Source organism: Promicromonospora iranensis (assembly GCF_028994805.1).
Lineage (GTDB): Bacteria > Actinomycetota > Actinomycetes > Actinomycetales > Cellulomonadaceae > Promicromonospora > Promicromonospora iranensis.
The window spans coordinates 180,782-202,654 of record NZ_JAJQQP010000003.1 but is presented as its reverse complement, the minus strand read 5'-3'; the positions used below and the strand labels follow the sequence as shown (position 1 = coordinate 202,654).

22 protein-coding genes are annotated in these 21,873 nt (G+C 72.8%); 6 read left to right on the top strand and 16 right to left on the bottom strand.

Annotated features, from left to right (window positions below; genetic code table 11):
- Positions 1-60: 60 nt before the first annotated feature.
- The 9 genes from mutM to LUM46_RS05845 form a co-directional block, all read right to left on the bottom strand.
- The gene (gene mutM / locus LUM46_RS05885; RefSeq protein ID WP_274992846.1) at positions 61-1,086 is read right to left on the bottom strand and encodes a bifunctional DNA-formamidopyrimidine glycosylase/DNA-(apurinic or apyrimidinic site) lyase; all 1,026 of its coding nucleotides are present in this window, start codon (positions 1,084-1,086) and stop codon (positions 61-63) included.
- Positions 1,079-1,867, bottom strand: a complete 789-nt coding sequence (rnc, locus tag LUM46_RS05880) for a ribonuclease III (protein WP_274992845.1) — start codon at positions 1,865-1,867, stop codon at positions 1,079-1,081. The genes mutM and rnc overlap by 8 nt, the downstream gene beginning before the upstream one ends.
- 1 nt (position 1,868) lies before the next feature.
- On the bottom strand, positions 1,869-2,063 hold the full coding sequence (rpmF, locus tag LUM46_RS05875) for a 50S ribosomal protein L32 (RefSeq protein ID WP_108495103.1): 195 nt from the start codon (positions 2,061-2,063) through the stop codon (positions 1,869-1,871).
- A 2-nt stretch (positions 2,064-2,065) separates the two neighbouring features.
- Positions 2,066-2,662 (bottom strand): YceD family protein, encoded by a 597-nt coding sequence (locus LUM46_RS05870; protein ID WP_274992844.1) that lies wholly within the window; start codon positions 2,660-2,662, stop codon positions 2,066-2,068.
- 133 nt (positions 2,663-2,795) lie between these two features.
- Complete coding sequence (gene coaD / locus LUM46_RS05865) at positions 2,796-3,302, bottom strand: pantetheine-phosphate adenylyltransferase (protein WP_274992843.1); 507 nt, start codon at positions 3,300-3,302, stop codon at positions 2,796-2,798.
- Positions 3,299-3,982, bottom strand: coding sequence for a 16S rRNA (guanine(966)-N(2))-methyltransferase RsmD (gene rsmD / locus LUM46_RS05860; protein ID WP_274992842.1), 684 nt, complete (start codon positions 3,980-3,982; stop codon positions 3,299-3,301). The genes coaD and rsmD overlap by 4 nt, the downstream gene beginning before the upstream one ends.
- A gap of 43 nt (positions 3,983-4,025) precedes the next feature.
- The gene (locus LUM46_RS05855) at positions 4,026-5,003 is read right to left on the bottom strand and encodes an endonuclease/exonuclease/phosphatase family protein (protein ID WP_274992841.1); all 978 of its coding nucleotides are present in this window, start codon (positions 5,001-5,003) and stop codon (positions 4,026-4,028) included.
- Positions 5,004-5,108: 105 nt separating this feature from the next.
- On the bottom strand, positions 5,109-7,370 hold the full coding sequence (locus LUM46_RS05850) for an ATP-dependent DNA helicase RecG (protein ID WP_274992840.1): 2,262 nt from the start codon (positions 7,368-7,370) through the stop codon (positions 5,109-5,111).
- Positions 7,367-9,100 carry a DAK2 domain-containing protein gene (locus LUM46_RS05845; RefSeq protein ID WP_274992839.1) on the bottom strand — a complete coding sequence of 578 codons (1,734 nt, stop codon included), beginning with the start codon at positions 9,098-9,100 and terminating at the stop codon, positions 7,367-7,369. Before LUM46_RS05845 ends, LUM46_RS05850 begins: the two co-directional genes overlap by 4 nt.
- 328 nt (positions 9,101-9,428) lie before the next feature.
- Here LUM46_RS05845 and rpmB point away from each other — a divergent pair, with 328 nt between their 5' ends.
- Both rpmB and LUM46_RS05835 read left to right on the top strand, forming a co-directional pair.
- Positions 9,429-9,626: a 50S ribosomal protein L28 gene (gene rpmB / locus LUM46_RS05840; RefSeq protein ID WP_119143026.1), complete on the top strand. Its 198-nt coding sequence runs from the start codon at positions 9,429-9,431 to the stop codon at positions 9,624-9,626.
- A gap of 179 nt (positions 9,627-9,805) precedes the next feature.
- Positions 9,806-10,321, top strand: a complete 516-nt coding sequence (locus tag LUM46_RS05835; RefSeq protein ID WP_310243091.1) for a GNAT family N-acetyltransferase — start codon at positions 9,806-9,808, stop codon at positions 10,319-10,321.
- 11 nt (positions 10,322-10,332) lie between these two features.
- Here LUM46_RS05835 and LUM46_RS05830 read toward each other — a convergent pair whose 3' ends face one another.
- Complete coding sequence (locus tag LUM46_RS05830; protein ID WP_274992838.1) at positions 10,333-11,403, bottom strand: thiamine-phosphate kinase; 1,071 nt, start codon at positions 11,401-11,403, stop codon at positions 10,333-10,335.
- Between the two features lie 119 nt (positions 11,404-11,522).
- On the opposite strand from LUM46_RS05830, the gene LUM46_RS05825 reads away from it, so the two are divergent.
- Both LUM46_RS05825 and LUM46_RS05820 read left to right on the top strand, forming a co-directional pair.
- On the top strand, positions 11,523-11,996 hold the full coding sequence (locus LUM46_RS05825; protein WP_274992837.1) for a DUF3515 family protein: 474 nt from the start codon (positions 11,523-11,525) through the stop codon (positions 11,994-11,996).
- Positions 11,993-12,760, top strand: a complete 768-nt coding sequence (locus LUM46_RS05820) for a TetR/AcrR family transcriptional regulator (RefSeq protein ID WP_274992836.1) — start codon at positions 11,993-11,995, stop codon at positions 12,758-12,760. Before LUM46_RS05825 ends, LUM46_RS05820 begins: the two co-directional genes overlap by 4 nt.
- Before the next feature lie 25 nt (positions 12,761-12,785).
- Here LUM46_RS05820 and LUM46_RS05815 read toward each other — a convergent pair whose 3' ends face one another.
- The 6 genes from LUM46_RS05815 to LUM46_RS05790 form a co-directional block, all read right to left on the bottom strand.
- Positions 12,786-13,511 carry a hypothetical protein gene (locus LUM46_RS05815; RefSeq protein ID WP_274992835.1) on the bottom strand — a complete coding sequence of 242 codons (726 nt, stop codon included), beginning with the start codon at positions 13,509-13,511 and terminating at the stop codon, positions 12,786-12,788.
- Positions 13,508-13,885 carry an ArsR/SmtB family transcription factor gene (locus LUM46_RS05810; protein WP_274992834.1) on the bottom strand — a complete coding sequence of 126 codons (378 nt, stop codon included), beginning with the start codon at positions 13,883-13,885 and terminating at the stop codon, positions 13,508-13,510. The genes LUM46_RS05815 and LUM46_RS05810 overlap by 4 nt, the downstream gene beginning before the upstream one ends.
- Before the next feature lie 72 nt (positions 13,886-13,957).
- The gene (locus LUM46_RS05805; protein WP_274992833.1) at positions 13,958-14,488 is read right to left on the bottom strand and encodes a DUF6232 family protein; all 531 of its coding nucleotides are present in this window, start codon (positions 14,486-14,488) and stop codon (positions 13,958-13,960) included.
- A 76-nt stretch (positions 14,489-14,564) separates the two neighbouring features.
- Positions 14,565-15,743 carry a D-alanine--D-alanine ligase family protein gene (locus LUM46_RS05800; RefSeq protein WP_374726969.1) on the bottom strand — a complete coding sequence of 393 codons (1,179 nt, stop codon included), beginning with the start codon at positions 15,741-15,743 and terminating at the stop codon, positions 14,565-14,567.
- 49 nt (positions 15,744-15,792) lie between these two features.
- Positions 15,793-17,388 carry an AMP-binding protein gene (locus LUM46_RS05795; RefSeq protein WP_274992832.1) on the bottom strand — a complete coding sequence of 532 codons (1,596 nt, stop codon included), beginning with the start codon at positions 17,386-17,388 and terminating at the stop codon, positions 15,793-15,795.
- A 140-nt stretch (positions 17,389-17,528) separates the two neighbouring features.
- Complete coding sequence (locus tag LUM46_RS05790) at positions 17,529-19,232, bottom strand: aldehyde dehydrogenase family protein (RefSeq protein ID WP_274992831.1); 1,704 nt, start codon at positions 19,230-19,232, stop codon at positions 17,529-17,531.
- 164 nt (positions 19,233-19,396) lie between these two features.
- Here LUM46_RS05790 and LUM46_RS05785 point away from each other — a divergent pair, with 164 nt between their 5' ends.
- On the top strand, positions 19,397-20,590 hold the full coding sequence (locus LUM46_RS05785) for a PucR family transcriptional regulator (protein WP_274992830.1): 1,194 nt from the start codon (positions 19,397-19,399) through the stop codon (positions 20,588-20,590).
- 68 nt (positions 20,591-20,658) lie between these two features.
- Entirely contained in the window at positions 20,659-21,831 is a 1,173-nt protein-coding gene (locus LUM46_RS05780; RefSeq protein WP_274992829.1) for an acyl-CoA dehydrogenase family protein, read from the top strand.
- Positions 21,832-21,873 lie beyond the last annotated feature (42 nt).

Sequence of the window (21,873 nt, the reverse complement as noted above, 5' to 3'; positions counted from 1 at the left end):
TGGCTATCTGTGGTCTGGCGTGCTCCCGGCCCACAAATAGCCAGCACTCAACGGAGGTGGTTACGGGGTGCGGGGGCGGGGGGCCGGCTGGCAGACCGGGCAGCTGAACGAGGACCGGTTCATGAACGCGTCCCGGCGGACCAGCGCGCCACAGCGCCGGCACGCCTCGTTCTCCTGCCCGTACACCGCGAGCGAGCGGTCGAAGTACCCCGACTCCCCGTTCACGTTGACGTACAGCTCGTCGAAGCTGGTGCCGCCCTGGACCAGCGCCTCGCGCATCACCTCGGCCGCCGAGTCCAGCACGCGGCGCACGTCGGCGGCCCGGAGCTTGTCGGTGGGCCGAGCCCAGTGCACCTTCGCCCGCCAGAGCGCCTCGTCGGCGTAGATGTTGCCCACGCCGGACACGACGGTCTGGTCCAGCAGCGCACGCTTCACCTGGGTCCGACGGCGACGCACCCGCCGGACCAGGCCGTCGAGGTCCAGGTTCGGGTCGAGCAGGTCACGGGCGATGTGCGCGACCGGCTGCGGGAGCAGGGGCAGGTCCGAGCCGTGCCCGGCCGGGATGCTCGACGCCGGTTCGCCGTCGCCGGGCACCAGGTCCTGCACGCTCAGGTGCCCGAACGTGCGCTGGTCCACGAAGTCGAGGTACCGCGCGCCGGAGGGGGCGCCCGTCAGGTGCAGGCGGACGCGCAGGTGAGGGTGCTGCCAGCCGTCGGGTTCCGGATCCGCGGGCAGGACGGCGGTCGCCGCCGGGTCCTGGGCGCCGCTCGCCGCGGCGCCACGGACGAGCAGCTGGCCCGACATGCCGAGGTGTGCCAGGAGCGCAGCGGCGGGGGTCTCCACAGGCTCGGCCCGCGGGGCACCGTCGGGCCGTGCGGGGTCGTCCAGCGGCAGCCAGAGGAACTTGCCGCGGCGGACGGCGGCACCCAGCCGCCGTCCGACGAGCTGATCGCGGAACGAACCCGGACCGCCGTCGTGCCGGCGGACGCTGTACTCGCGGAACACCTCGACGTCGCGCACGGTCGCGCCGACGACCAGCCGGTCGAGGCCGTCCCGGACGGTCTCGACCTCAGGGAGCTCAGGCACCGGCGACCGGCGCCTTGCTCCCGGAGGTGTCCCCGGCGGCGCTCTCGCCGTCGACCCCCGGCTTGGGCAGCGGGAACTTCTCCAGGAGCGCCCGGTAGGTCTCCTCGGCCGCGCCCTGCTCGGCGTGCTTCTTCGCGCTGCCCGAGCCGGTCCCGTAGGTGACGCCGTCGATCACGACGGTCGAGTGGAAGACCCGGGCATGTTCCGGACCCTCGAACGTGGCGATGTAGTCGGGCGCGCCGAGTCCGCGTTCGGCCGAGGCCTCCTGCAGCGACGTCTTCCAGTCCAGCCCTGCGCCCAGGCCCGCGGCGACGTCGAGCGTCGAGTCGACGAGGCGGTGCACCAGCGCGCGCGACGTCTCCAGGCCGTGCGACAGGTAGGTGGCGCCGATCAGGGCCTCCACCGTGTCGGAGAGGATCGAGTCCTTCTCGAAGCCGCGCGTGCGGATCTCACCCTTGCCGAGCAGCACGTACTTGCCCAGGCCGAGCGTCCGCGCCACCGCGGCGAGCGCACGCTGCGAGACCGTCGCCGCGCGCATGCGCGCCAGGTCGCCTTCCGACAGGTCGGGGTGACGGCGGTACAGCGCCTCCGTCACCACGAGCCCCAGCACGGCGTCACCCAGGAACTCCAGGCGCTCGTTCGTGGGGATGCCGCCGGCCTCGTGCGCGAACGACCGGTGGGTCAGTGCCAGCACAAGAAGCTCGGGGTCCAGATGGACCCCGAGCTTCTCGAGCAGCGCGGTAGGTTCCGGCCTCGCCGGCGACGTCCCGCCCTTGGCCACGTCAGCCCGCGTGAACGGTCTTCAGGGCGTCGCGGTACGTGCGGCCCTTGTAGGTGCCGCACGTCGGGCACGCCGTGTGCGGCAGCTTGTTGCCCTGGCACTGCGGGCAGGTGGTGAGGGTCGCTGCGGTGGTCTTCCACTGCGAGCGACGCGCACGGGTGTTGCTGCGCGACATCTTGCGCTTCGGAACAGCCACGGCTAGCTCTCTTTCGTCTCGTCCGACACGCTCGTAGATTCGAGCATGCTCTGAAGCGCCGACCAACGAGGGTCGACTACGTCATGGTGATGACCGGGGTCGTCAGCCAGGCGTGCTCCGCACTCGGAGCACAGGCCCGGGCAGTCCTCCCGGCACAGCGGTTGAAATGGTAGTGCAGTCACTACCGAATCCCGAAGCGCAGGCTCCAGGTCGGCATTGTCGTCGTCGTCCAGGACTGACTCTTCGTCCTCGACGTCGACGTCCCCCGCCTTGACCGACGCCGCAACCCTCTCGGGGTAGGCGAACAGCTCGGTCACATCGACCGTGAGCTCACGAGTGATGTCGTCGAGGCAGCGGCTGCACTCACCCTTTGCCGTGCCGCGGACCGTGCCGGAGACCAGCACGCCTTCCATCACGGACTCGAGTCGAAGATCCAGCTCGAGGTCTGAGCCTTCCGGGATACCGATCACAGCAGTACCGAGATCCGACGGCGCCTGCACGGTCGCGCTGTGCGTACGCATGGATCCGGCACGCCGAGACAGCTCGTGCGTGTCGAGCACGAGCGGTGAGTTCGGTTCGCGGGAAATAACAGACTCCATGAAAGGCAGTGTCCGAGAGGACGGTGAAAGGGGGGTGGACCCGGCGCAAGCCATCACGCCACGGGCCAAAAACCAATCCTACGACATGGAACGGGGCTCACGCGCGCCCGTACGGGGTGACAGCCCTCACGGGCTAGGACGCCGGACGGCCCAGTGCGGACCGGAGCGCCGCGACGACACCCGCCGGCACCAGGTCGTCGACCGGCCCGCCGTGCCGCATGATGTCCTTCACCAGCGACGACGCGACGTGCGCGTACCTCTGGTCGCCCGGCAGGAAGATCGTCTCGACGCCCGACAGGTGCCGGTTCATGAGCGCCATGGGCTGCTCCGCGTCGAAGTCACCGCCCCCGCGCAGGCCCTTCACGACGGCGACCGCCCCGGCCTCGCGGCAGAAGTCCACCAGCAGCCCCGGCACGACGGCGACCCGCACCCGCGACATGGCCGGATCCGTCTGGGCGGCGGAGTGCACCGCTGCTCGCACGAGCTCCGCACGCGTCTCCAGGTCCAGCAGGCCGGACTTGCCGGGGTTCTTCGCGATGCCGACCACCACGTCGTCGAACATCGACGCGGCGCGGCGCACGATGTCGAGGTGGCCGAGGGTGATCGGGTCGAACGACCCGGGGCAGACGACGGTGGTCACGCGCCCACGCTATCCGACGGCTCCGGGTCCGACGGCTCGGTGTCCGACGGCTCGGTGTCCGACGGCTCCGGGTCCGACGGCTCCGCGTAGTAGACCGCCGTCTCCCCGTAGTCCTTGCGCGCGAACGGGGCGAGGCCGTCGGGCCAGGCGGGTTCGGGCGTGCGGATCGACCGCTCGACGACCACCACCGCGCCGTCGGCCAGGACGCCCGACGTCGCGAGGTGCGCCAGCACGGTGGCGAGCGACTCCTCGTCGAGGTCGTAGGGCGGGTCGAGGAAGACGAGGTCCAGGGCCGCCGCCGTGCCGGAGGTCACGCGGGCGGACGCACCGGCGTCGGGGCGCGCTCCCCTGGCCGCCAGCGACGCCGCGAACCGTTCCGCCGTCTCGGTGGCGACCCGCACCCCGGTCAGTCCCAGTCCCGCGACGTTCCTGCGCGCGACCTCCGCCGCGGGGCGCGCGCTGTCCACGAGAGTCACGGCGACGGCGCCCCGGCTCGCGGCCTCGAGCCCGAGCGCTCCCGAGCCGGCATAGAGGTCGAGCACGCGGGCGCCGTCGAGCACGCCGAGATGCTCCAGGCGGGAGAAGATCGCCTCGCGCACGCGGTCGCTCGTGGGGCGGGTGCCCTTGGCCGGCACCGCGATGGTGCGTCCGCCCACTGAGCCCGCGACGATCCTGGTCACGCCGCGAGCCTAACCCGGCGGCCGAGCCGCGCGGCGTGCGCGGCTACGACTCCGGGGTGTCGACGCGCGCGACGACCGGCAGGTGGTCGCTGCCCGTGCTGCCCAGGGCACGCACCTCGGTCACGGTGGCACCCCGCGCGAGGACGTGATCGATCTGGGCGACCGGGAAGGTCTCCGGATAGGTGAACTCGAAGCCGGTCGTCGGGGCGGTGACGAGGTTGGTCAGCGGGGCTATCGCACCGTCCGCCAGCACCGCGTTCAGGTCGCCCGCGACGATCACGGCGTCGTTCTCCTCCGCGTCGACGGCGTCCGCCAGCGCGAGCGCGCTCGCGTCGCGCAGCTCCGTCTCGAAGCCGCCGCGCCCGATCCGGACCGAGGGCAGGTGCGCCGCGAACAGCGCGACCGTGGTTCCCTCCCCCTGGACCACCACCCGTAGGCAGCGGTCCCAGGAGGCGTCGACGCCCTCGGGCCGGATGTCCACGGCGGTGGCGCCCCGGAGCGGGAACCCGGACCAGACGCCGACAGTGCCCTGCGTCTCGTGGTGCGGCAGCGCCTCGCCAAACGCCTGCGTGTACTCCTCGGCGGTCGCCTCCGACACCTCCGTGAGGGTCACGACGTCCGGCTCGGCGGCGAGGAGCACCTCAGCGGTGCCCGCGACGTCGGTGTTGGCGTCGCTGACGTTGTGCTGCACCACCGTCAGGTCGCTGGGCGCCGGCTCTATCGGCCGCACCTGCGGCAGGAAGACCCAGATCCAGGCCGCGAGCGGCAGCAGGACAGCGAGGATCGCGAGCGCCGACCGCCGCAGCAGCGCCGCGAGGATGCCGAGCGGCACCGCCAGCCCGAGCCATGGCAGGAAGGTCTCGACGAGGCTGCCGAGGTTTCCCCAGCGATTCGGCACGTACTCGTGGGCCACGAGCAAAACGGCGATCACCACAGAACCGAGCGCCAGGAGCCTCCCGCGCTGCCACGCAGTCTTTGCCGGCCCGCCGGTATGGATCGCGTGCTTCGCGTCGACCGTCATCGGCGGGGACTCTATCGGTTGTACGTTTCGCGCGTAAGGAGTAGGTCATCCCTTTCACCCGTGTGATTTCACCCTGCTGAACGGGTGGGCGCCGCCGACGGCTGGTCAGGCCCGCTCCAGGAACTCCTCCTGGTCCTCGTCGAGCTGCGCGCGGATCGCCTGGGCGAGCTCCGGGAACTCCGTCAGGTCGGGGGAAGCCTGCACGACGTCGACGGCCGCGGTGCGCGCCTCCTCGATGAGCCCGGCGTCCTTGACCACCCGCAGGAGGCGCAGGGAGCTGGCCCGGCCGGACTGTGCGGCGCCGAGCACGTCGCCCTCGCTGCGCAGCTCCAGGTCCAGGTTGGCGAGCTTGAAACCGTCGGTGGTCTGGGTCATCGCCTCCAGGCGGGCGAAGGCGGGGGTGCCGGGCTCGGCGTCGGACACCAGGAGGCACAGGCCCGGGTCGGTGCCTCGCCCCACCCGTCCGCGCAGCTGGTGCAGCTGGGAGATGCCGAACCGGTCGGCGTCGAAGATGACCATCGCCGTGGCCTCGGGGACGTCGACGCCCACCTCGATCACGGTGGTGGCGACCAGGACCGGAGCCTCGCCGGAGGCGAACCGTGCCATCTCCGCCTCCTTCTGGTCGGCCGGCAGCTGCCCGTGCAGCATCCCGATCTCGACGCCCGCCAGCTCGGGTCGCGAGCGCAGCTCCTCCACCACCTCGAGCACGGCACGCAGGGGCGGCCGGTCGGCGGCGCCCTCGGCACCCGGGCCGGAGGGGTCCAGGAACTCCGGCACGTCGTCGAAGTCCTTGGCGGGCGCCTTCGTCTCCTCGTCCGGGTGGATCCGCGCGCAGACGACGTAGGCGCGGCGGCCGGCGTCGACCTCCTCGCGGACGCGGGCCCAGGTGCGGTCGGTCCAGCGGGTGTTCCGCGCGGGGACGGCGACCGTGGTGATGCCGGCACGCCCCGCGGGCACCTCGGTGAGGGACGACGTCTCGAGGTCGCCGAAGACCGTCATCGCCACGGTCCGCGGGATCGGTGTGGCCGTCATGACCAGCAGGTGCGGGGACACCCGGCCCTTGGCGCGCAGCGCGTCCCGCTGCTCGACGCCGAAGCGGTGCTGCTCGTCCACCACGACGAGACCGAGGTCGGCGAACTGCACCTGCTCCGAGAGGAGCGCGTGCGTCCCCACGACGATGCCGGCCTCACCGCTCGCGGCCTGCAGCAGGGCCTCCTTGCGCGCCTTCGCGCCGAGCGAGCCGGTGAGCAGCGCCACCCGGGTGCTCGCGTCCGTGCGCTCCGCCCCGAAGAGGGTGCCGCCCTCGGCCAGCGGGCCGAGCAGGGCGCGCAGGGTGCGGGCGTGCTGCGCGGCGAGCACCTCGGTGGGCGCGAGGAGTGCGGCCTGACCACCCGCGTCGACCACCTGCAGCATGGCGCGCAACGCGACCACCGTCTTGCCGCTGCCGACCTCGCCCTGCAGCAGCCGGTGCATCGGGCGCGGGCTGGCGAGCTCGACGGCGAGCTCGTCGCCCACCGCACGCTGTCCGTCGGTGAGCACGAAGGGCAGCGAGGCATCGAAGTCCGCGAGCAGGCTCGGCTTGCCCGGGGGCAGCGGCGGGCGCGCGGTGGCGTCCTCGGCGGCGGTGCGGGCCCGGCGCTGAGCGAGCGCCGCCTGCAGCACGAACGCCTCCTCGAACCGCATCCGGTGCTGTGCGCGGTATGCCTCCTTCAAGGTGGCCGGCCGGTGCAGGCTGCGCAGCGCGGCCGTCCGCCCGGGCATCCCCTCGCGTTCCCGCACCTCGTCGGGCACCGGGTCGGGCACGTCGTCGTCGGTCAGGGTGTCGAGCACGACACGGAGCGCGCCCTGGATCTTCCAGCTGGGGATGCCGGCCGCCGCGGGATAGATCGGGATGGGCTTGGTCGCGTGCTCCAGGAGCGCCTCGTCGCTGTCGAGGTCGGACTCCTCTCCCATCAGGGTGAAGTCCGGGTGGGTGAGCTGTCGCGTCCCCCTGTACAGGCCGACGGTCCCCGTGAACAGCCCCTTCGCCCCCGGGACCAGCCGCTTCTCGTGGTTGTAGAGCGAGCCACGGTGCTTGCCGAAGAAGGTGAGGGACAGGCGGCTGTTGCCGTCCGTCACCACCACCTCCATGAGCGCGCCCTTGCGGTTGCGCATGGGGCGGACCGTCGCCTGCTCCACGCGGGCCAGGATGGTCACGTGCTCGCCCACCTCGAGCGCCGCGATGTCCGAGAGGGCGCCCGGGTCGGCGTACCGGCGCGGGTAGTGGCCCAGCAGGTCACCCACGGTCACCAGCCCGAGCTTGCCCAGAGCGGTGGCCGTCCGCTTGTCGAAGGCGCGCTCGAGGCGCTCGTCCACCCGCTCGGTCATGCGTGCTCCTCCTCCGTGCCCAGGCACACCCCGTCGCCCGGGCGGCCCGTCGCCAGGACGACGAGCTCGGCCTCCGGCGTGCGTTCCGCGAGCGTGGCGGCGAGCCGGTCGGGCAGGCCGTCCGGGACGTCCGCGTCGAGCAGCGCGGTCACCACGGTCGTCGCGGGCCCTGCCGCGCCGCGCAGGGCGTCGACCGCGGCGTCGGCGCGCACGGTCGTCACCGTCAGTCCCGCGAGCGCCTCGTCCACGATCGCGCGGGCGTCGGTGCCCGGCGCGTCGCCCGGCTCGTCCAGCAGGCCGACCGGCAGCAACGTGCCGAGCGCGGCCAGGGCGACGACGGCATGGACGTCGGTGGGTGTCGGCACGGTGACCAGCTCGCCGACGTCGGTGTGGGCCTGGACGTCGGCCGGCCCGTCCGGCACCCCGAGGAGCAGGACCTGCCGGGCACCGGTCGACGCGACGACCCGGCCCACGTCATCGGCCGTCAGCTCCTCGACCGTGCTGTCGAGCCCGCCCGTGAGCAGGACGACGGCGCCCGCGTGCGCGAGCTCCGCGGCGAGCACGGGGGCCGACGTCGCGGCGACGACACCCCACTGGTGCTGCGTCACGGCCTCGAGGTGACGCACGTGCACCTGGGAGAGCGAGCCCGCAGCCGACGCGTCCACCGCGATCGCGAGCGCCTGGTCGAGGTGGTCGGTGTGGACGTGCGCCTGCCAGACGCCGGTCCCGGTGCCGGCGTCCCCGCCGACCACGACCACCGAGTCGCCCACCTTGCCGAGCGCGGCCCGCAGCCCGGACGCCACCGTGTCGGACGCTGTGTCGAACGCCGCCTCGACCGGTCTCGTGAGCACGAACATGAGCTCCAGGGCGCCTGCGCCGGCCCCGGCGCCGTGCGGTCCGACGCCGCCGGCCTCGTCGGCCGGTGCACCCGCCCCGGGCACGCCGGACACCGCTGCGGCGCTCACGAGCGGCGCCGAAGCGGGGTCGAGCAGCTGGTCCAGGTTCACGGACTCCATGCTGCCGTCCGCCTCTGACACTCCGGCCGCCGCGACGACGAGCGCGTCCAGCACGAGGACCAGACCCAGTGCCCCGGCGTCGAGCACGCCCGCCGTGCGCAGGTCGTCGAGCTCGTCCCGGCTGGCCCGGGCGGCGGTGCGCGCGGCGGCCGCCGCGGCGGTCACCACGGGCAGCAGCCCGGCGTCGTGCGGCCGGCCGGCGCCCAGGTCCCGCACCGACGCGCTCTCGACCGCGCGCGCGGCGGACGCCGCGGCGTCCGCCGCCGTGAGGATCGTTCCTTCGGCGGGCTGTGCCACAGCCGACCGGGCCGACGTCGCCGCCCGGCCGAGCAGGTCCGCCGCGCCACCGCCGTGCCGCGCGGCGACCGCCAGACCGCGCAGCCACTCGCTCAGGATCACGCCGGAGTTCCCGTACGCGCCCAGCAGGGCCGCACGGGCGAGCGTCGCCAGCAGCTGCGGGCCGGTCGCGTCAGCGGGTGCGCCGACGACCGCCCGGTCCCCCTCACGGAGGGTCAGGTAGAGGTTGGTGCCGGTGTCGGCGTCGGCCACCGGGAACACGTTGACCCGGTCGATCGCCTCGCGCTCCCGCCGCAGAGCCGCCGTCGCGCCGCGGGTCCAGGCGCGCACCAGTCCCGGGTCCTCGAGACGGACGCCGGCCGGGAACGGCTCCGGACCAGAATCGGCTGTCCGGCTGCCGCTGTCGACGTCGGTCACGCTCTGCCCTCCTGCACGTGGCTGAACAACTGACCGGGCGCCCGCCCGGACGGATCCCACCGTACCCAGCGGCAGGGCCGCTCGCGTGCGGCCGTCCACAGGCTCGCCGCACGGCTCGCGCCCGCGAGACCGTGATGTGACCCGTGCTGTGACGCAGCACCCCGTGGCTACGGTTTGAGGGCCGGGCCCGCGATCGGGTACTCTGTCGAAGTTGCCTGGTCCGCTACGAAGCGTTGACTGCTCTGAAGTGTCCAGGCTCCCCCTTTCGACCATCCATCACGTCGTGCTGTCGTTTCTGCACAGGCGTGCACGACATTCAGGAGACACCGTGGCTGCCAACTGCGACGTCTGCGGCAAGGGCCCGGGTTTCGGGCACTCAGTTTCGCACTCTCACATCCGCACCAAGCGCCGCTGGAACCCGAACATCCAGCGCGTCCGTGCGATCGTGGGCGGGACTCCCAAGCGCGTCAACGTGTGCACCTCCTGCCTCAAGGCCGGCAAGGTCACGCGCAAGGTCTCGGCCTGACGCTGCCGCAGCCGGGTCGCTGACGCGACCCGCAATGCTTGACGAAGACGTTCGATGAGAACGATCGACGAAGACGCCCTTCGGGTTCACACCTGGCGGGCGTCTTCGTCGTTCCCGTAACCTTCAGTGGGACCCAAGAAGTGGTTGCGCCAGGCACCACCGGGTGAAAAGGTGAAGCCATGATGGCACCGGAAGATGTGACCATCCGCCCAGCAACGACGGCCGACGCCGAAGCGATCGCCCAGGTCGACATCGCCTCCTGGCGTGGTGCGTACTCGGAGATCCTGTCCGGCTCCTACCTGGAGTCGCTGGACGTCACCGACCGGGCGGGTCAGTGGAAAGCGGCGGTGAACGCCCGCGACATCACCGTGCTCGTCGCGGAGGACGAGAGCGGGACCGTCGGCTTCACCAGCGTCGGCCCGTGCCGCGACGAGGACGCCGAACCGGGTGACCTCGAGATCTACGCCATCTACCTGCATCCGGCCGCGTGGGGCACCGGTGTGGCACGAGACCTGATGCGCACGGTGCTCGACGGGCTCTCCCCCGGCACCGTCGTGTCCCTCTGGATCCTCGAGGGCAACGATCGCGCGCAGCACTTCTACCGGCGCCACGGCTTCCAGCACGACGGGACCGAGCGCATCGACGAGATCGGCGGCCAGCCGCTCACGCAGCTCCGTTTCCGCAAGCGGCGCTAGCCGGCCCGGCGTCACGCCCGGAAGTGGTCCCAGCCCGGACCGACGTCCTGCACCTGGCCAGCGATCGTGACGACCGGCCCCGCCGGCCCGGCCTCGTGCACCTGGCCGACGGCGGTCCAGCCCTCCGGCAGCCGGGTATCGGCCGGGAACGTGGCGAGCAGCCCGTGGTCCTCTCCCCCGGCCCAGACCCACTGATCGACGAGCCCGTCGATGTCCGCGTTCCCGGGCCCCCAGCCGGGATCGCCCAGCCCGGTCGCCGCGGCGACAGCCCGTGCCGCCGAACGCAGCGCGTCCCGGTCCTTCGCGAACGCCCCGGCGTCGAGATCGAGCCGTACGCCGCTCGCGCGGGCGACCCGCCCGGCGTCACGCAGCAGACCGTCGGACAGGTCGAGCATCGAGGTGGCATCCGCCTGAGCTGCCGCGACGCCGGCGGCGAGCGGCGGGTCCGGCCGGAGGTAGGCGGCGACGAGCCGCTCCCACGCGTCCTCGAGCAGCACGCCGTCGGTGACCTCCAGCGGGACGGCGGGCAGCGGCACGCGGACCAGGCCCGCTTCGAGGAGCGCCAGCCCGGCGGCCGACCACCCGCGCACCCCGGCGTGCGCGACGACGTCGCCCGGCCGGGCACCCGACCGCAGCACCGGCGAACGACCCTCCAGGTCGCCGTGCACGGTGATGCTGACCACCAGGCACGGTCCGCCGGACAGGTCGCCGCCCACCGCGCCCGCGCCAACCGGGGCGCAGCCGTCGGCCAGGCCCCTGGCCAGGCCCGTCACCCAGTCCAGCTCGGTGTCGCCGGGCACCACGAGGGACGTGACCAGCCCGGTCGGTCGCGCGCCCATCGCGGCGATGTCGGCGAGGTTCTGCGCGGCGGCACGCCGTCCGACGTCGTACCCGGTGGACCAGCGGGTGCGGAAGTGGCGGTCCTCGACGAGCACGTCGGTCGAGACCACGAACCGGCCGTCGGGCGCTGCGAGCACCGCGGCGTCGTCGCCTGGCCCGAGCAGCGTCGCACTCCCCCGGGGCAGCAGAGGCACGATGCGTTCGAGGATCTGCTCCTCGGAGAGGTCACGGACGCGGGTCACTGGTAGACCCTAAGGGCCAGCGCGGGCAGGTCGCGGCATACCGGCCGGTGCGCGAGCCGCACACCGGTAGCAAACGGGCATCGGGGACGGGCACTATCCGAGACGGGTAACGTATCTTCGTGCTTCCCGCCCGATTCGTGCCCGCAACGACCGCCGCTCTCGCCGTCCTGGTGCTCGGTGGGTGCGCTCGAACGATCGGGGTGGAGGTGGCGCCGGACGCCGCCGACCCGAAGTGCGCGGAGGTCATGCTGGCCGTGCCGGACGAGCTCGGCACCGACCTGCCGAAGCTGAAGACCGACGCCCAGGCCACGGCGGCCTGGGGCGAGCCGGGTGCGGCGGTCACCATGCGCTGCGGCGTCGAGCAGGTCGGGCCGGCAGCAGACTGCCAGCACGTCGACTCGGGGGACGGCACCGCCGTCGACTGGATCGTCACCACCGATGACGCGGGTACCTGGTCGTTCGTCACCTACGGCCGCGACCCCGCGGTCGAGGTGATCGTGCCGCCGGCGGTCACCGAGGACCACTCGACGTCGTTCATCGCCGACCTGGCCGACGCCGTGACGCAGGTACCTGCCACGAAGGAGTGTCAGTGAGCCCAGCCGTATCCGTGCCGCCCGCTGCGGCAGCCACAGAACCCGCCCCGGTGCAGTCGCGCCGCGAACGTCTGCGCGACGAGCTGCGGCGTGAGGTCCTCGCCGCCGCACGGCACCAGCTCGCCGGACAGCACGGCCTGAGCAAGCTCACGATGGCCGCCGTCGCGAAAGAGGTAGGCGTCACGCCGCCCGCGCTGTACCGGCACTTCGAGAACCGGCAGGACGTCATCGCGCAGCTCTGCGTGCTGATCGTCGAGGAGGTGCTGGAGCTGCTCGGCGCCGCGGTGGCCCGGCAGGATCCAGGCGACATCGCGGCCGCCCTGGTCGCCTCGACCCGGACCTCGCTCGACTGGGCGGTCCGCAACCCGGCCGAGTTCGACCTCGTCATCGGGTCCGGCATCCGCGCGGAGCTGCCCGACAGCCACGCCCTCCAGCGCCGCATGGCCGAGATGGTCGGTGGCCACTACGTCCCGCTGTTCCGCGAGCTGGCGGCGGCGGGCATCCCCCGCCCCGCCGACGACGAGCTCGCCCCCGAGCTGGCCGAGCAGGTCCGCCGGTACCGCGACGCGGTGGGCGGGCACGACCTGCCGCTCGGCGTCGCCCACCTCATGGTGACGAGCTGGCGGCAGGTCTACGGGCTGCAGTGCATGGCCGTCTACGGCCACCAGGAGTTCGCGTTCGGCGACCACGTGGCACTGCACGAGGACCTGGTCTCCTCGCTGCTCGCCACGATGGGCCTCGAACCGCACCCGACCGTGCGCTGAGCCTCGTAGGCCGCCGGCTGCGGCGTCACTCCTCCGGTCGCCGTGCTGCCCGGAACGCCGCGGCGAGCCCGACCACGAGGAACACGGCGCCGACGGACACCACGGCGATACCCATCGCCACCCAAGGGGCGAAGGCCGCCGCGACGGCCGTCGCGATCCCGGCAAGGACGAGGGCGATGCCCGCTCCGCGATAGAGCCTGCCCTGCGTGGCCCTGAACCGCTCGAGCCCTCCGGTGTACCGGCCGCCCGGGGCGAACAACGGCGCTGCCACACCGAGGCAGGCGATGAGGAGCCCCGCTGCGGCCGCGACGGCCTTCTCGAACGGGAACCCGTCTCCGGTGTGCAGCGAGAGCAGCCCGAGGTGGAACGTCACCAGGAACACGGACAGGCCCATGAGCGTCCAGCTCAACACCTGCCGAACCCGTTCGGGAGAACGGTCCAGCGCCATGGGGGTTCGCTTGAGCAGCTCATGATCCGCACGCAGCGCTACGGAGAACAGGACCGTGAGCCCGAGCAACATGCTCGGCGCGGCCACGGCTGTGACCCCGCGGTGCACCACGCTCTCGCCGTGCCGTCCGTCGGCCTCGCGGGTGACGACCTCGACCGCCATCTCCGGCCACGCGACGACCGAGGTCACGATCATGATCGTGACGGCGGCCAGCGCCACTGCCGCCCCCGGCCACGGGACCATGACCCACGGAGGCGGCGGGCTGTCGTCCCGGGAAACTTCAATGGAGCCGGTCGCGGTCATGGTGTGCCCTCCTGGTTGACGGTCCTGTGCACAGCGGTGTCGCCACTCTCATCCGTCTCGGAGATCGCGCCGGCCGCAGCCGCCGACGATCGAGGTCGGCGCAGCTCCGCCAGGGCGACGATGGCCTCGTCCAGCAGGCTCATCTGGAGCCGGTACTGGACCTCGGTCGCGCGGCGCCTGGTCTCGACCAGCCCGGCCTGACGCAGGACCTTGAGGTGGCCGGACAGGGTCGACGGGCCGATCCCCAGCGCGGCACCGATGTCACCGGCCCGGACGTAGTCCTTGTCGCGCAGGTAGCGCAGGATCTCCCGCCTCGCCCGATGGGCAAGGGCGGAGAAGAGCCCGTCCCCCGGTTCTTCGGTATTTCGCGACATACCGAAATAGTAGGCGTGGGGCAGGGCACGGCACAAGGGTTTCCCTGGGGCCCGAAGCCTGGTGGCCGACGGTCAGCGCACCATCGAGTCCCTGGTGGCCTCCAGGGTGTGCAGCGAGTCGGCGTTCGTGATCAGCTGGATCGTCCCGTGATAGGAGATCGACGGATCCTTCATCGCCGCGGCCAGCAGGTGCGCGAGCGCTGCGAGGTGCCGGTCGTCGTGCGCGCAGATGCGGTGCACGTGCTGGGTGGCGGTGACCAGCTGGAGGGCGAAGACCGGGTACCTCCACAGCGGCTTCCAGAACCGTGTCTGCTGCCAGGCGCGCGCCGTCGGCCACCCCAGGCCCGCACAGGCCATGGCGAGCGCGCCCTCCCACGGCATGTCCGCGCCCACCATGCGGAGCAGCAGGACGATCACCGCGACGATGCAGAACGGGTAGGCCACCTGGTTCGCCCAGGCGCCGATCGGCTGCGGTCTCGCCACGCCCACCACCTCGACGCGCATGACGTTGCTCAGGGCGAAGGTCGTGAGCCCGATCGTGAGCGTCCCGTTCGCGACCCGCACCTCGCGCGCGGCGTACTTGTAGCGCGGCTCGCCGTACATCGTGCCTCCTCAGACGCCCTTTTCCGGCCACGCCTGTCGTGGTGAGGACCGGTGGTGAGACGCAGAGTACAGGCGATCATCGCAGGCCGGTGGACCGCTCGAGAGCGAGCTGGACGAGCTCGTCGATCAGTTCCGGATAGGTCATGCCGGAGGCCGCCCACATGCGCGGGTACATCGAGAACGGAGTGAAGCCCGGCATGGTGTTGATCTCGTTGACCACCACCTGGTCGTCGGGCGTCACGAACACGTCGACGCGCGCCAGGCCCTCGGCGTCGATCGCCTCGAACGTCCGCACGGCGATCTCCTGGATCTCCTTGATGACGTGGTCCGGCAGGTCGGCGGGGCAGGAGAGCTGCACCGCCGCCTCGTCGAAGTACTTGGCCTCGTAGTCGTAGAAGCCGTTCTTGGTCTCGTCGGTGACCACGATCTCGCCCGGCAGGGACGTCCGCGGGCGTTCCCCGCTGCGGCCGCCGAGCACCGCGCACTCGATCTCGCGGCCGGCGATGCCCGCCTCGACGATCACCTTGGGGTCGTGCCTGCGCGCCTCCTCGACGGCGGCGTCCAGGTCGTCCAGCGAGTCCACCCTGGACACACCGAGGGACGACCCGGCGCGGGCCGGCTTGACGAACAGCGGGAGGCCCAGGGGCTCGATGGTCTGCAGGACGATGTCGCGGCGGCCCGGCCAGTCGCCCGGCCTGATCACGGCGTACGGGCCGATGGGCAGGCCGTGCCCCGCGAACACCATCTTCATGAAGTGCTTGTCCATGCCGACGGCGGACGCGAGCACACCGGAGCCCACGTAGCGGGCGTCGGCGAGCTCGAGCAGGCCCTGGACGGTGCCGTCCTCGCCGTACGGGCCGTGCAGCAGCGGGAACACCACGTCGACGTCGGCGAGCGCCGACGGGACCTGGCCCGGCTCGAGGACCCGCAGCGCGGCGTCACCGACGGTCAGCGGCAGCACCACCTCGGCGGACGACGCCGGCACCTCCGGCGCCACGCCGTCGGTGATGGCCCAGCGCTCCGGCTCGTCGTCGGCGATGACCCACTGCCCGTTCGGGGTGATGCCGATGGGCACCACCTCGTACTTCGAGCGGTCGATGGCGCCCAGCACGCCACCGGCGGTGGCGACGGAGATCCCGTGCTCGCCGGAGCGTCCGCCGAAGAGGATCACGACGCGAGTCTTGCGGGCAGTGTCCGGCGTCGGCACGGGGTTCGTGGAATCCCCGGCGGAGGCTGGTTCAGTGTGGTGCGACATCGCGCCCGACCCTACCGGACCTGCCGGTCCAGGCCCGTCCCGGGCGGCCCTACCGGCCCACCTTCAGATCCTTGCGGAGGATCTTCCCCGACGCCGACTTCGGCACCGCCTCGATGAACTCCACGGCCCGCACCTTCTTGTACGGCGCCACCTGCTCGGCGACGAACGCGATGACCTCGCCCTCGGTCAGCTCCGCGCCCGGGGCGGGCACCACGAACGCCTTCGGGATCTCGCCCGCCTCCTCGTCGGGCAGGCCGATCACCGCGGCGTCCGCGATCCCGGGGTGGGACAGCAGCAGCGCCTCCAGCTCCGCCGGGGGGACCTGGTAGCCCTTGTACTTGATGAGCTCCTTGAGCCGGTCGACCACCTGGAACACGCCGTCGGCGTCGATCGTGACGATGTCCCCCGTGTGCAGGAAACCGTCGGGCTCCAGCGTGTCCGCCGTCGCCTCGGGGTTGCCGAGGTAGCCGACCATGACGTTCGGCCCACGGCACAGCAGCTCGCCGGGGGCCGAGACACCCTCGGTCGGCTGCTCGATCTCCGCGCCCGTCGCCGGGTCGACGATCTTGGCCTCCATGCCCGCGACGAGCAGGCCCACGGACCCGGGCGAGATGTCGGTGCGGGCGAACGGGATGCAGTGCGAGACCGGCGACATCTCGGTCATGCCGTAGCCCTGCAGCACCCGCACGCTCTCGCCGAGCCGCTCCACGACCGCCGTCGCGAGCTTCTCGTCGAGCGGCGCGGCACCCGACAGCACCGCCCGCACGCCGGAGACGTCGTAGGAGTCCACGAGCGGGTGCTTGGCGAGCGCCAGCGCGATGGGCGGCGCCACGAACAGGAAGGTCGCGCGGTGGTCCTGGATCACCCCGAGGTACTGCGCGAGGTCGAACCGGGGCAGCGTCACGAGCTTTGCGCGGGTGCGCAGCGCCAGGTTGAGCAGCACCGTCATGCCGTAGATGTGGAAGAACGGCAGGACGCAGGGCACGACGTCGTCCGGCCCGACGCCGATCGCGAGCGACTGCGCCACGTTCGCCACGAGGTTGGTGTGCGTCAGCATGACGCCCTTGGGTCGGCCGGTCGTGCCGGACGAGTAGGGCAGCACCGCGAGGTGGGTGGCGGGGTCGAACGAGACGTCGGGGGCCGGGTGCGGGTCGGCCAGCAGGTCCGCCAGGGAGGCGTAGCCGACGGCGGAGTCGACGGCGCCGTCGAGCACCACCATCTGCTCGGTGGTGAGGCCCGCCCCCTTCGCCCCGGCCTCGCCCGCCGCGAGCAGCGCGGAGACCGTGATCAGGAGCCGCGCGCCCGAGTCGGCCAGCTGCTTGGTGACCTCCGGGCCCGTGGCCAGGCCGTTCACGGTGGTCACCGTGACCCCGGCCCGCAGCAGGCCGTGGAACACCGTGACGTAGGCGGGGACGTTGGGCGCGTGCAGGGCGACGACGTCACCGACCCCGAGCCCGCGCGCCGCGACGGCGCCCGCGACGGCGTCGATCTGGGCCAGGAGCGAGCGGAACGTCGTCTCCGCCCCGCTCAGGCCGTCGACCACCGCGACGCGGTCCAGCTCCTCCTCGGTGATCTCGCCGAACAGGTACTCGTACACGCTGACGGACGGGATCTCCACGTCGGGCAGCGGGCTCCGGACAACCATCGTCGGTCTCCTTCGTTCGGTCTCACCGTTCGGCCGCCGGGTCGTCGTCGGCCCGGCACCGGCGCCGGTCCCCCGTTGGTCCGGCGCACCAGCATTGTGACGTCAGTCCACCCCGTGCGCACGGAAGTCACGCACGGAAGTCATGCCCGGAACGCCGCGAGCAGCACCGGTATCAGCCGGCCCCACGACGGCACCGCCGCGTAGCGGGTCAGCTGCCGGCCGGTCTCGGTCCCGCTGCGGGAGCCGCTGAACCACGGCGGCTTCGGGAAGAGGGAGAGCTCGCCGTGCAGCACGCTGCGCGGGAACGGGCGGAAGGGTCCGGTCACGACGGTGCGCTCGGGCCCGGACAGCAGGTGCCCGTTGTGGACGACGTCCATCCCGGAGCCGACGTCGGCCACCGTGTGCCCGGGGAACGCGCCCCAGGTGCCGCCCGGCAGGAGGAAGCCCACGCCCGTCCACGCGTTGATCGCGATGTTGCCGTAGCGCAGGTCGGCGATCGCGGCGTCGAACGCGGCGCCCAGGGCCGCGCGGTCCTGCGGCCGCACCACCACGTTGGCACCCAGCGTGCCGTACAGAGAGTCGTTGGCGAGGCCGACGGCGCCCCGCAGGAAGTCCGCGCCCGCGCCGGGCAGCTGCGTCCACGCCAGCACGGGCGCGAAGTACTCGTCGGTGCACGCCGGGTCGCCCGGGGCGACCTCCATCAGGATGCTGCCGCCCACGTGCTCGGCGTCGGGGTGTGCCCGCTCGGCGCGCGCGACCTTCGCGTCGGTGCCGGGGTACCACGGCGTGCGGGCGGGCATCGCGGCCAGCGCGCGGCGCAGCTCGGCGAGGAACGCGTCCTTCTGGTCCCAGTCGGCGGACAGCACGACGAGCTGGCCCGCCACGCAGTTGTGGCCCGCGTTGTGCAGGCGCATGGAGACGAGGTGCTCGGCCTGGAACCGCAGGTCGGCGGCGCTCCACCGGCCCGGGACGACGATCATGGGCGCGACGCCGCCCAGCTCGCTCGTGATCGGCACCGGCAGCTGCGGGTCGTTCGCGGCCCGGCGCCGCCGGGCCTCCTCGCCGGTGCCCCACACGATGGCGTCGTGCGTGACGGCGGAACCGGTGATGTGCACCTTGTCGATACCGCCGTGCCGGGTGAGGTAGGCGCCGACGGCGCCGTCACCGTTGACCACGCGGACGACGCCGGCCTCGATCAGGGGGGCGAGCGCCTTGCGGTACACCTCGATCAGGGCGGCGAACGTGGGGTTGAGCTTCACGAGCGAGGCGCGGTTGTGGGCGACGAGCTCGTAGAAGGCGTCGAGCGGCGCGATCGACGAGATGTTGCCGGCGCCCAGCACCAGCCCGACCCCGCCGTACTCGCCGACCTTCCCGGCGCGCAGGCCTGCCTCGGCGCGCACCTGCCGCTCGGTCACACCCGGCGGCATCCAGACCTCCGCCCTGAAGCCGTTGAACAGCACCCACTCCTTGGCGGTGCGTGGCAGCACGCGCACCGCCACGCGGCCGCCGGGCGCGGTACCCACGGCGAGCCCGTCGAGCGGCGAGCCGCCGGCCGCGAGCGCCTCGTACGACTGTGCGTAGGTGGCGGCGCTCTCGAGCGCGCCGTACGGGCCGGTCATCCACTCCTCGCCCGCGTACGGGGCGGACGGCACGACGTGCTTGGCCTCGGCCGCGAGGGTCGCCCACTCCTCGGCGACGCCGGCGATCGACGCGTGCACCCTGCGGAACAGCGCTCCCCGGTCCGCGACGGGCAGCTGTGCCCACCGTTCCGCGCCGACCTTGAGCTCCTCGACCGCCCGGTCGAGCTCGCTCTCCGTGGTGGCTCGCGTGTCCGTCACGCTCATCAGCTGTCTCCTTCGACCGCATCGCATCCGACCGCACGGGTCCCGCTCTCACTGACCCGCTCTGCAATAGACTAGGGGCCGCCGACGACGAGGGCGAGACTCTCCCGTCTTTGACATGTCGACCTTCGGTGCACAGTCGACCCGCCGCGGTTAGGCTGCCTGGCATGTCGGACATCGCCGTCAGCGGGCGTCATGACCTCCGTGATGCGCTCGACCTGCTGAGCGAGCAGGTGGCGGACGGCATCCTGCACGCGGAGCCCGTCTACCGCGAGACCCGGCTACCGGCCGCCGTCGTCCAGCCCCTGGTCCGGGCCAACCTGGCGGAGATCCTCGCCGCCCTCGCCGGCGAGCCGTCGTCGCTCGCCCCCGCCCGGGAGACCGGCCGGGTCACCGCCGCGGAGGGCATGCCGCTGGACCTGCTGCAGCATGCGTACCGGCTGGCCGGCCTGCGCATCTGGGAGGAGATCGCCCGCCGGCTGCGCTCCCAGACCGACACCGCCGTCCTGCTCCGCGCCTCGTCCCGCATCTGGTTGGCCGTCGACCGCTCGTCCAACGTCGCCGTGCGGACCCACCTGGAGGCCGCCGCCGGGCTGGGCGAGAACATGGCCCGCACCGAGCTCCTGCGCGGCGTCCTGACCGGTGCGGTGCACGACCTCGAGACCGCCCGGCGCGCGCTCGGCCTCCCCACCGACGTGATGCTGGTGGTGGCCGTCACGGCCCCCGGCCTCCCCCCGGTCCCGACACCTGGCACACCAACCGGCGCCGAGCCCGCCCCGGACGGCGTCGGTGTGGAACCGGCAGACGTGACCACCCGCTGGCTCACCCACGAGGGCGCCCGGCTGACGCTGGTGGCCGCACCCACCTCGGAGAACGCCCTCAGCGCCCTGGACGGCCTCGCCGCGCACGCCCGGACGGGCGCGAGCCGGCCGTTCACCCACCTGGCCGACGCACCCTCCGCCCTCGCGCAGGCCCGCACGGCCGTGCGGTCCCTGCCCCTGGGCCAGGTCGGTCTCGCCCGCTACGGCGACCGCCCGCTGGACGCCCTGCTCGTGGCCGACGGCGAACGCGCCGCCGAGCTCGCCGCGGCGGTGCTCGGCGGGCTCCGGGACCGCGACCCCCGGGACGAGGAGCTGCTGCTCGGCACCGTCGAGGCGTGGTTCGAGCACGGCGGGTCCGGCACCAAGGCCGCGGCGGCCTTGCACTGCCACCGCAACACCGTGCTGAACCGGCTGGCGCGCGTCGCCGACCTGACCGGCCGGGACATCAACGACCCGCGTGGCGCCGCGGAGCTGTACGCGGCGGTGCGCGCCCTCCGGCTCCAGGGCGAGCAGACGCAACCCCGACCGGCCACCACCTAGTTTCCAGCGGGTGGTATCGAGCACCCGTTTCACCCCACGACGTCGTCCCGCGGCGTTAGCCTCGGGACGTGACTCCCCTCCTGTCCGACGAGCTGCTCGCCACCCTGCGCCAGCGCGCCGCCGAGTACGACCGAGACAACGCCTACTTCGCGGAGGACCTGGCCGACCTGCAGGCCGCCGGCTACCTCGGAGCGATGGTCCCCACCGCGCTCGGTGGCGGCGGCCGCACGCTCCGCGAGACGGCGCACGAACAGGCCCGGCTGTCCGCACACGCGCCCGCGACCGCGCTCGCCGTGAACATGCACCACGTGTGGGTCGGCGTGGGTCGCTACCTGCACGACCGGGGCGACTCGTCGCTGGACTGGCTGCTGCGGGAGGCCGCGGCGGGCGAGGTGTTCGGCTTCGGCTACTCGGAGCCGGGCAACGACCTGGTGCTGCTCGGCTCCCGTACGGAGGCGCGGCCCGACGGCGCCGGGGGCTACTCGTTCCACGGCCGCAAGATCTTCACGTCCAACTCCCCCGCCTGGACGCGGCTGGGCGTGCTGGGCCTCGACCCGGGCAGCAACGGGCGCCGCGGCAGCGAGCCGCGACTCGTGCACGCCTTCGTCACGCGCGACGGTGGCGGCTTCGAGATCCTCGACGACTGGGACACGATCGGCATGCGCGCCTCCCAGTCGCGCACCACCGTGCTCGACGGCGCCCACGCCCCCGCCGACCGGGTGCTGCGGCTCCTGCCGCCCGGGCCGTCGCTGGACCCGTACGTGCTGGGCATCTTCACGTCGTTCGAGGTGCTGCTCGCGTCGGTCTACGCGGGGATCGCGGACCGGGCGCTGGAGCTCGCCGTCGAGGCGGCGGAACGGCGCACCTCGATGAAGACCGGTAAGACGTACGCGCAGGACCCCGACGTCCGCCGTCGTATCGCCGACATGGCACTGACGCAGGACAGCGTCTGGCTCCAGATCGACGGGATCACCCGCGACCTCGACGCCTCGGCGTCGGACAGCACGCTGGACCGGGGCGCCGGCTGGTTCCGGGCGACCGCCGGCCTGAAGGTGCGCGTCACCGAGGCCGCGCGGGAGGTCGTGGACCAGGCGGTGCGGGTGTCCGGCGGCTCCACCTACTTCAACGGGTCCGAGCTGGGCCGCCTCTACCGCGACGTGCTCGCGGGGATCTTCCACCCGTCCAGCGACGACTCCGCCCACGCCACGGTGGCCCAGTCCCTCCTGGGCCCCCTGGAGTAGGTCGGCAGAACGTCAGGCGGTCGGCAGAACGTCAGGTAGTCG